6 protein-coding genes are annotated in these 8,783 nt (G+C 60.8%); 1 reads left to right on the forward strand and 5 read right to left on the reverse strand.

Features of this window, described 5'->3' with window-relative positions; all coding sequences use genetic code 11:
- The 3 genes from VKV28_16975 to VKV28_16985 all read right to left on the reverse strand — a co-directional run.
- Positions 1 to 798 (reverse strand): MFS transporter (locus VKV28_16975; protein HLH78496.1); only part of this gene is annotated, 798 nt, incomplete at its 3' end.
- Positions 799 to 1,400: 602 nt separating this feature from the next.
- Positions 1,401 to 1,958 carry a hypothetical protein gene (locus VKV28_16980; GenBank protein ID HLH78497.1) on the reverse strand — a complete coding sequence of 186 codons (558 nt, stop codon included), beginning with the start codon at positions 1,956 to 1,958 and terminating at the stop codon, positions 1,401 to 1,403.
- Positions 1,959 to 2,099: 141 nt separating this feature from the next.
- Positions 2,100 to 2,816, reverse strand: a complete 717-nt coding sequence (locus VKV28_16985; protein ID HLH78498.1) for an OmpA family protein — start codon at positions 2,814 to 2,816, stop codon at positions 2,100 to 2,102.
- 349 nt (positions 2,817 to 3,165) lie between these two features.
- On the opposite strand from VKV28_16985, the gene uvrB reads away from it, so the two are divergent.
- Positions 3,166 to 5,343 carry an excinuclease ABC subunit UvrB gene (uvrB, locus tag VKV28_16990; protein HLH78499.1) on the forward strand — a complete coding sequence of 726 codons (2,178 nt, stop codon included), beginning with the start codon at positions 3,166 to 3,168 and terminating at the stop codon, positions 5,341 to 5,343.
- Positions 5,344 to 5,552: 209 nt separating this feature from the next.
- On the opposite strand, the gene VKV28_16995 is transcribed toward uvrB, so the two are convergent.
- The gene (locus VKV28_16995; protein ID HLH78500.1) at positions 5,553 to 7,886 is read right to left on the reverse strand and encodes a CoA transferase; all 2,334 of its coding nucleotides are present in this window, start codon (positions 7,884 to 7,886) and stop codon (positions 5,553 to 5,555) included.
- Positions 7,887 to 7,975: 89 nt separating this feature from the next.
- On the reverse strand, positions 7,976 to 8,783 hold an 808-nt coding region (locus tag VKV28_17000; protein ID HLH78501.1), incomplete at its 5' end, for a hypothetical protein.

Consider the following 8,783-nt stretch of genomic DNA (forward strand, 5'->3'; position numbering starts at 1 on the left):
GAGCTGGCGCAGCTCCCACCATACCAGGCCAACCACCACCGCTGCGGCCAGCCCCAGCTCGGCCAGATGGCGCGACGAGTGGATCCAACCAAGTTCGCCGGCCTGCGCCACGACGAGTTGCACGGCGCTGACTCCAATCGCCAGCAAGCCGATGCCGATGCCGTCGATGCTCTTGAGGCCACGCCTGAGGTAGCGCGGGTCTTCGACGTAGCGCCACACCATCAGCAAACCTACCAGGCACACCGGTACGTTGATAAAGAAGATCGCGGGCCAGCCGAAGCGGTCCATCAGGATACCGCCAATCACCGGGCCAATGGCCGGCGCCACGCCTACCCCCGCACTATAAACCGCGCTGGCGGTACCCTGTTCGGCCGGCGGAAAGACCTCGGAAATAATCGCTTGCGAGCAGGGCACCAAGCTGCCGGAACCAAAGCCCTGCATCAAACGGAAGAGCACGATTTCCGCCATGTTGCGCGACAACCCGGCTAACATCGAGCCCACAATGAACAGGCCCATGGACCACATGAAAAGCGATTTTCGGCCCATCAGCGTTGCCGACCAGCCCACCATCGTGATCGCGACGATTTGCCCGATCGTGTAGACTGTCGCCACCCAGGTAACCTGAGCCAGCGTGACATGAAAGGCAGTCATCATGTCGGGCAGCGCCAAATTGACTACATTGGCGTCCATCACCGACAGAAAGGCACCCATCAGGACCGAGAGCGAAACCAGCCATTTGTTGATCGCCACACCCTGGGGCGAGGATCGCTTAAGCGTGGGCTGGGTCTCGAGGCTCAAAGTATCGCTGCCACTTCCTGGATTTGAATGCTGCTGTGTACCGAATTTCTTCGGCTTAGTGTTTCTTAGCCCGTTAGCTCGCTTGTCATCTCTCCAAAGTAAATGGAGCACTTCGCGGGCGCGGCACCCACTGCTGCCCGACCAAAACGAAGAAAGCCTCCGCAGCCTCCCTCTCTCTTATCTTCCCGTGGTCAGGGAGAGAAGCTTAGGAAGACTTCGATTTTGTGCAGAATATCTCCTTCCTACACGTCTCTGCTGCCGTCGGATCGGGTTTTTCAGTACTTTTGCGTGTAGCAAAATGCGATAGTTGCATCGATAAACGTAGCAACGTAGTGCGGCAGGCCGGCGCCTCCGCTGAGAACCCTAACCGCGAAGATCGCCGCGCCTTCACGCCCAGCCCCAATGGTTGCCAAGCCAGAAACCCGGGCTAGTTCACCCCGTAATGGCCGCGCTCCGCCTCACTTGATTTAAAAATGTTCGACACAAACGGGGCAGGCCACCATGCCCGCCGCATCGCCGATGCGAGCAAAATCGCCCGCGCCACTGAGGTAAAGTTCGTCGAGCGCGGTCAGGGCCAACCCAGTCGTTTGCGCGACGCCAGGCTAGTAATCCCAGTGGGTGCGATCCCAGCGAAAGATCTCGGTGGTGTTAGTCACGCTCACCGGCTTGGGCTGCGCGTGGCGCGCCTCCGTGATGGTATGGCCGGCGAGGTAATATTCAGTTTCCTGATAAGTCAGCTCGCCAATAGGTTGGCCATTGGCCGCGCGCTTGGTGTTACAGCTCTTGATTGGACTGTAAACGATGTAGGTGCCGGTTTCCCAGCCATCCTTGGCTCGCCAGCTCACATTGTCCACATTGTTGACATCGCGACTTTGCAGCTTGCGTCCCCAATCCTGGCAAAAAGAGGGAAAGGCGTTGACCGCACGCAAATAAAGGATATCGGCAGCGCGCGCGTGAGCATCGTGAGCATGATGTCGGGTATGCAGGACTTTATGCATGTGCGCCTGCATTGCAGCGACGGCTCGCGAATCATGAAGCAAGGTGGGATTGGAGTGGCTTGGTCGAGTGGCTTGCGGCGTCGTTTGACTCCATGCCGCTTCCCAAAACACCCCAACCGCCAGCGCGACGGCGACCAAGCTTAACCCTCTCAGCTTAAGCATCGCTCTACTCATGCTGCTCCACTTCCCAACAAACAACCCGAACTCAAGATATCATAAAATTGCTAGGCGCCAACAAGTAAATCGCCGCGGCCCACCGAATCAACGGCAGGCCGCGGCCGCAAGACGGACTCGGTCTCGGCCTTACTGCGCGGCCGGGACCAATTCGACGCGCCGGTTCTGGGCACGACCCGCCGCGGTGGCATTGCTGGCCACGAAGTGGGTCTTACCGTAGCCATGCGTCACCAGGCGGCTGGACGGAATGCCCTTGCTCTCCAGATAGCGAGCTACCGCGTCAGCGCGGCGCTGCGACAGCTTCAAGTTATACGCAAAGCTGCCAATGGCGTCGCAATAACCGTTAACGTCCACGGTTACGTTAGGATTCTTGGAGAGGATGTCAGCCGCCTCATCCAAGATCGGTACTGCATCAGGCCGGATATTGGCCTTGTTGAAGTCGAAATGTACGCCGCGCAATACGATGCGCTCGTGCTGAACCGGCGGCGGGGGCGGCGGAGGAGGCGGCGCCTCGGGCGCCGTAGCAACAACCGGGGCCGCCGGGGGCGGCACGACGGGGTCGCACAGATAATGGCCCGCTACCGCACCGATGCCCGCGCCGACAATCGCCGAAATCGGGGTAAAGACCGCCTCGACGTTGGTCCGGTCACCGCTGCCGGTGTGGTGCGCAACTTCATACGCGCCCACACCACCGGCTATGGCGGTCAAGAAAGCCCCTCCCAGCGCGCACCCATCCCATTCTCGCGGCTGAGACAAATTCTGCACCGTGCTCGCGCAGCCGGCCATGACCAGCGTTAGTCCGGCCACAACCGCGGTTGGAACAGCGAATCGGAATTTAGTGCCCATTAACCTCCTCCATCTATTCAGCTATTAGCCAGGCGCCACCCAAATACTCCAAGACGCTTGCGCAATTTTACTTGTCGTCGGCCGCGATTCAAGGAAAAAGCGGGATCCAGGTTAAAATAAGTCTTTCCAGGCCGGGCCAGGTAGCCGCCCTCCTGCCCTGCCCAGCTACTCTGAACGCGCTCTTGGGTTCCTCACGGCCGCCTCGACTGCCGCATTTAAAGCTTAAACCATCTCCCCTGGAGCAAGATTTTCCTCTTTGTCAGCTCGCCGCCCGGCCCCTCCAACCGGCGCTCCCCTCCGCTGGCCTCGGATTAAGTACGAGCGTCTGTCCTGCTAGCATGAAAAAACGATGTTGTCATTAGCTCGGGATAAAGAAGGCACATTTAAGCTGGTCTCGAACTATCAGCCGCAAGGCGATCAGCCGGCCGCCATTGAAGCGCTGTGCCGCCACTTGAGCGATGGGATCCGCCATCAGGTGTTATTGGGCGTGACCGGGTCGGGCAAGACCTTCACCATGGCCAACGTCATCGCCCGCTTAAACCGGCCTACCCTGGTAATGGCGCCCAACAAAACTCTGGCAGCCCAACTTTACAATGAGTTCAAGACCTTATTTCCCGACAACGCGGTGCGCTATTTCGTCTCTTATTACGATTATTATCAGCCCGAAGCCTACGTCCCTTCCACCGACACCTACATCGAAAAAGATTCAAGCATCAACGACGAGATTGATAAGCTGCGCCATTCAGCCACCAAAGCTCTGTTAGAGCGCAACGATGTGCTGATCGTGGCCTCGGTTTCCTGCATCTACGGCCTGGGCGAACCCGAGGTCTATTTCGAGATGCTGTTATTTGTCGAAGAGCGCCAGCACATCGCGCGCGACCGCGTCCTGCGCAAGTTGGTGGATATTCAATATCAGCGCAACGATTACGATTTCCATCGTGGCACCTTTCGGGTTCGTGGCGACGTGGTCGAAGTCTTTCCGGCATACGAGGAGAGTCGCGCGCTGCGCATCGAATTCTTTGGCGACGAAATCGAAGGGCTATATGAGATCGATCCGCTGCGTGGCCAAGTGCTACGCCGCCTCTCCAGCGTGGCGATTTACCCCGCCTCCCACTACGTCACCACTTCCGATCGGATGGAGGCCGCGATCCAAAGCATCCGCCAGGAATTGCGCCAGCGCTTGGAACAATTACGCGCGGAGAACAAGCTGCTAGAGGCGCAGCGGCTGGAGCAGCGCACCATGTACGATTTGGAATTGCTGGCCGAAATGGGGGTCTGTCCAGGAATCGAAAACTACTCGCGCCATCTGACCGGCCGTCGCCCCGGCCAGCCGCCACCGGTTCTGCTCGACTATTTCGCCAAAAATTATCTTTTGTTCATCGATGAAAGCCATGTCACCATCCCCCAAATCGGCGGCATGTACAGGGGTGATCGCTCGCGCAAGCAGAACCTGGTGGATTACGGCTTTCGGTTGCCCTCGGCCCTGGATAATCGACCGCTTAATTTCGAGGAGTTCGAGAGCTTCGTCAACCAGGCGGTTTATGTATCCGCCACTCCTGGGGACTACGAATTGGCCAAGTCCGGCGGCCTGGTGGTTGAGCAATTGATCCGGCCCACGGGGCTTATTGACCCCGCCATCGAGGTGCGGCGGGCGGGCACCCAGGTGGACGACCTGCTGGAAGAAATCCGCCGCCGGGTTGAACGCAACGAGCGCGTGCTGGTGACCTGCCTGACCAAGAAGATGGCCGAAGATTTGACGGATTACTACCACGACCTGGGCGTGCGCGTGCGCTACCTGCATTCCGATATCGACACTATCGAGCGCGTCGAGATTATCCGCGACCTGCGCAAGGGCGTCTTCGACGTGCTGGTCGGGATCAACCTGCTGCGTGAAGGGCTAGACCTCCCCGAGGTTTCGCTGGTGGCGATCCTGGACGCCGACAAGGAAGGCTACCTGCGCTCCGCGCGCTCCTTGATCCAGACCATCGGGCGCGCCGCGCGCCATATCAACGGCCAGGTCATCATGTATGCCGACCAGCAGACTGGCTCGATGCGCAAAGCGATTGAGGAAACCAACCGCCGACGCACCAAGCAGCTCGCCTATAACACCGAGCATGGAATTACGCCCAAATCGGTGAGCAAGGCGCTGGATGCCTCGCTGGTGGAGATGTACTCGCCCGAATGGGCGGTCGTACCGGAGATCTCAGCTGAGGCAGGCGAGGGCGAAGACGACGCGGTGCCGGCCCACGAACTGGAACTGCACCTCAAGCAGTTGCGCCAGGAGATGCTGGCCGCCGCGAAAGAGCTGGAATACGAGCGCGCCGGCCAGTTACGCGACCGCATCAAGCGCATTGAGTTGCGCGCGCTGGGGCTCGATCCAGGCCGCACCGGCGCCCCCAAGGCTGCCACGCCCGACAGCGCGCCAACGCGGCCACACGGTCGTGCCGGGCGTGGCAGGGCCGAGCGTGCGCGCCCCACCACGCCTCGACAAAGCCGACTCAAAGTGATTCCCGAGAAACCCGACTAGCGTAGTATCTCCCAGGTAAGGGAACGCCTCGCAATCGCAAATACCCGTGCCGACTTGGTGAAGCAAGTTACCGCGCCCTCCCATCGCTCGCGCAGACAAAGCCGCCCTGAGGATTTTTCGAACTGTGCGAGATTGTTTCGACCTTGCGCGCCTTGCTCGGCTGACGACATAAACTGGCGCTCACCGCGTCAGTTACACAAGCGATTATGTCAACGTATAATTTTGCGCTGGCGTAGTTGCGCGATGCGCTGCGCAGAGTAGCCCAGGAAGGTACGCAAAATCTCCTCGCTGTGTTCGCCCAGCGCCGGCGCCGACCGGTCGGGAACGACCGGGGTGTGAGAGAATTTCATTACCGCACCCACCTGCCCCACCAACCCGTAGCTCGGATCGGATAATTCCACCAGCAGCTCGTTGGCGCGCACCTGCTCGTCATCGAACAACTGTGCCGGCGTGTTGACTGGTACCGCGGGAATTCCGTGGGCGGCCAGCAGACGCAGATTTTCGGCGCGCGCTTGGGTCGCGAAGCGAGCGGCCAAGGCCACTGCCAGCTCGCTCTGTGGCCCATAGGCGGCCGCTTGTCGATAGGATTCCGCTGGCCAGTCGAGCCATCGGCGCAGCGCCTCCCATTGGTTCTGGTCGCAGACCGCGAGGTATAACCAGCCGCCCTCCTTGCTTTGATAAGCCCGCCGCAATGCGCCAAGGCCTCGCAGCTCGGGAGCACCGTTTTCGAAATCGGCGCGACCGGGATAAAACACGAACTCTCCGGCTTGCAGCGCCATTACCGATTGCAGCAGCGAGGTCTCGACAGCTTGCGCAATGCCCCACCGCTGGCGCGCAGCCAGCGCCAGAACGCATCCCAACGCCCCGAAGGTGCCGGCACCGTAATCGCTGACTGGGCAAGTCAGATAGAGCGGGTGGCGCGGTCCAGGCTCGGTCCGCGAATAACCCCCATGCGCGAGCATAAGACCTGAAAAGGCTTGAGTGAGAGGATCGAAGCCAGGCCTTGCATGTCCGGGTCCACCCTTGCCAAAACCGGTAACGCTCGCTTGAATCAGGCGTGGGTTGATTTTCTCCAGAGTCGCATAGTCTATCCCCAGAGCTTCGGTCTGCCCCGGGCGCATGTTTTCGAACAGGATATCGGCCTGCTTGGCCAAGCCATAAACCACTTCGCGTCCTTCGGGCTGGCGCAGGTCCAGGGCCAGCGAGCGCTTGCCCTGATTCCAGGCCAAAAAGCCGTAGCCAAACAGACGAAAGGGGTCGCCCTCGAGACTCTCGACCTTGAGCACCGTGGCGCCCAACTGCCCCAGTAGCATCGGCCCAAAGGCACCCGCGATGTAGCCGCCCAAGTCCACGACCAAAACGCCCGCCAATGGGCCTCCAGCCCGGTCCACCGAATCATCAACCCCAGCTTTGGCAGGCTGGGCGAGGATCGCCTCCATCGCAGCCCGATCGGCATCGGCACGCGGCGCGGGATTGTCGATTGCACCAGGAGTACGATGCAGCTTGATGGGCAGGCCGATCTGATAGGTTGGCCCCAGCGCCGGATCTTCCACCGCCTGGCGCATCCCGAGATAGGCGACCTGTGGATCAGCGAAACATTCTTGGCGGGTTCGCAATTCCCCACACGGAATCTCGTTATCGTACAGGATCTTCAACCACTCATCTCGTGGTTTCTGTTTGAAAACCTCGATCATGATTGCTTTGAGCGCGTCGGCGCGCTCCCGGTCCACTATCCAGGGCGCATCCTCAAAGCGCGGATCAGAGATCAATTCAGGCCGTCCCAGCGCTACCGCCAGGCGATACCAGAAGCGCGGATTGCCTGGCGCCACAAATAGGTACTGGCCGTCACTGGCCTCGAACAGACGATAGACGGCCCATTGCCCCAGCGGATCAGCCGGTCCGCCGGGGTTGGGGCGAATCAGGTCGGGGTTACGAACGATGGCGCCGGCTTGCAGCGCCATCGCCGCCGCCAGCATCGAGACCTCGATCTCCTGGCCTCGGCCTGCGATATCGCGCCGCAGCAGAGCCGCTACCACCGCCAGCGCACCCAAGGCGCCCGCTTCATAAGCCGCCAACGGAAAGGCCAGCGCAACGGGATAACCGCTGCGCGCCCATTGATTGCCATCAATTCCGCCCAGCGCTTGCGCCAGATCGCTGGGCGCCTGAAGGTCGGCGAGCGGACCACGGCTACCCAAGGGGGGCATCGCCAGCAGCAACACCCGCGGGTTGAGATGAGCCAGCGATTCATAATCCAGGCCGAGCGCGCGCCGGCGGCTGGGGGTATGGCCGCTGATCACGATATCGGCGCGACCGATCAGCTCTCGCGCACGCCCACGCTCACTCGCATCCTTGAGGTCAAGGCAAACGGATTTCTTGCTGCGGTTGGCGATTTGAAAGTGTGGATCACCGCGGTCCGAATCGCCACCCGGCGGTTCGACCTTGAGTACCCGCGCGCCATGCTCCGCCAGCAGCATGGCCGCGTACGCGGAGGCCAGATCGGCACTGAACTCGACAACGGTAATGCCCTCCAGGACCCTGGGCATCTGGCTAACTTAGCCGCTCCAATCCGTTCAGATAGCTGGACCTGCGATGGTGGGGGCAAGCTGGCCCGCGCCGCCTGCCCCACCGATTCCTAACTTCCGGAGCTGAAGAATTGAGGTACCAGAAAAGTGAACATCCCGTTGGCTTCCTGACCGCCGGTGTAGATTTCGCCTTTGGCAGGATTGATCGCCAAGTCGCCCGGATGCGGGCAGGCGTCACCCCGGATGATGAACTCTGGCGGCACGTCGCCGCTATCGGTGATTTTCCACACTCCGATGAAGCCGCGACTGTTATCACCTAGACGGGGCGGCCCGGTACATCCGGGGCGCGGCGCATAACCGCCGCGATCGTAGGGCGGAACATAACCGCCGGTGGCGGCGGTGGAAGATGTTACCGCAACGTAGATCTTGTCTTGGTACAACGCCATGTGCCAGGTCCGCTTCATTCCCGTATGCGGCCCCGCGATTACCCGCAGCGGCGCCACGTTGCCGTTGTCGGTGCGCTTGAAGATGAACAGACCACCGTTATGCTGCCAGGTCTTAGTCCCCCCGTCGGCCGCGACCACAATCAGGTTGCGCACCGGGTCGACCCCGATTCCCACCGGTTCGCGCATCCCCGTGTTAGGCCCTTCTATCACCCGCAGCGGCGGCTGATTGCCGTTGGCGTCCCACGGAAAGACCAGCACCGAATCACCCTCGTTGTCGGCCACATCGATTTCGTGATGGACATCATCGACCACTTCCTGGTAGGGCCGATGGATATGGGTCTCCGGCCCTTGAATCACGCGCAGCGGCGCCACCTCGCCGCTGGCCCCCGCCGGAAAGGTCACAATCGCTCCCGCCAGCGGCTCGCTGGCGATCAGCAGGTCGCGCGCCGGATCGTATGTAATCCCGTGCGTG

The sequence above is a fragment of the Candidatus Binataceae bacterium genome, assembly GCA_035294265.1.
In the GTDB taxonomy this organism is placed as follows: domain Bacteria; phylum Desulfobacterota; class Binatia; order Binatales; family Binataceae; genus DATGLK01.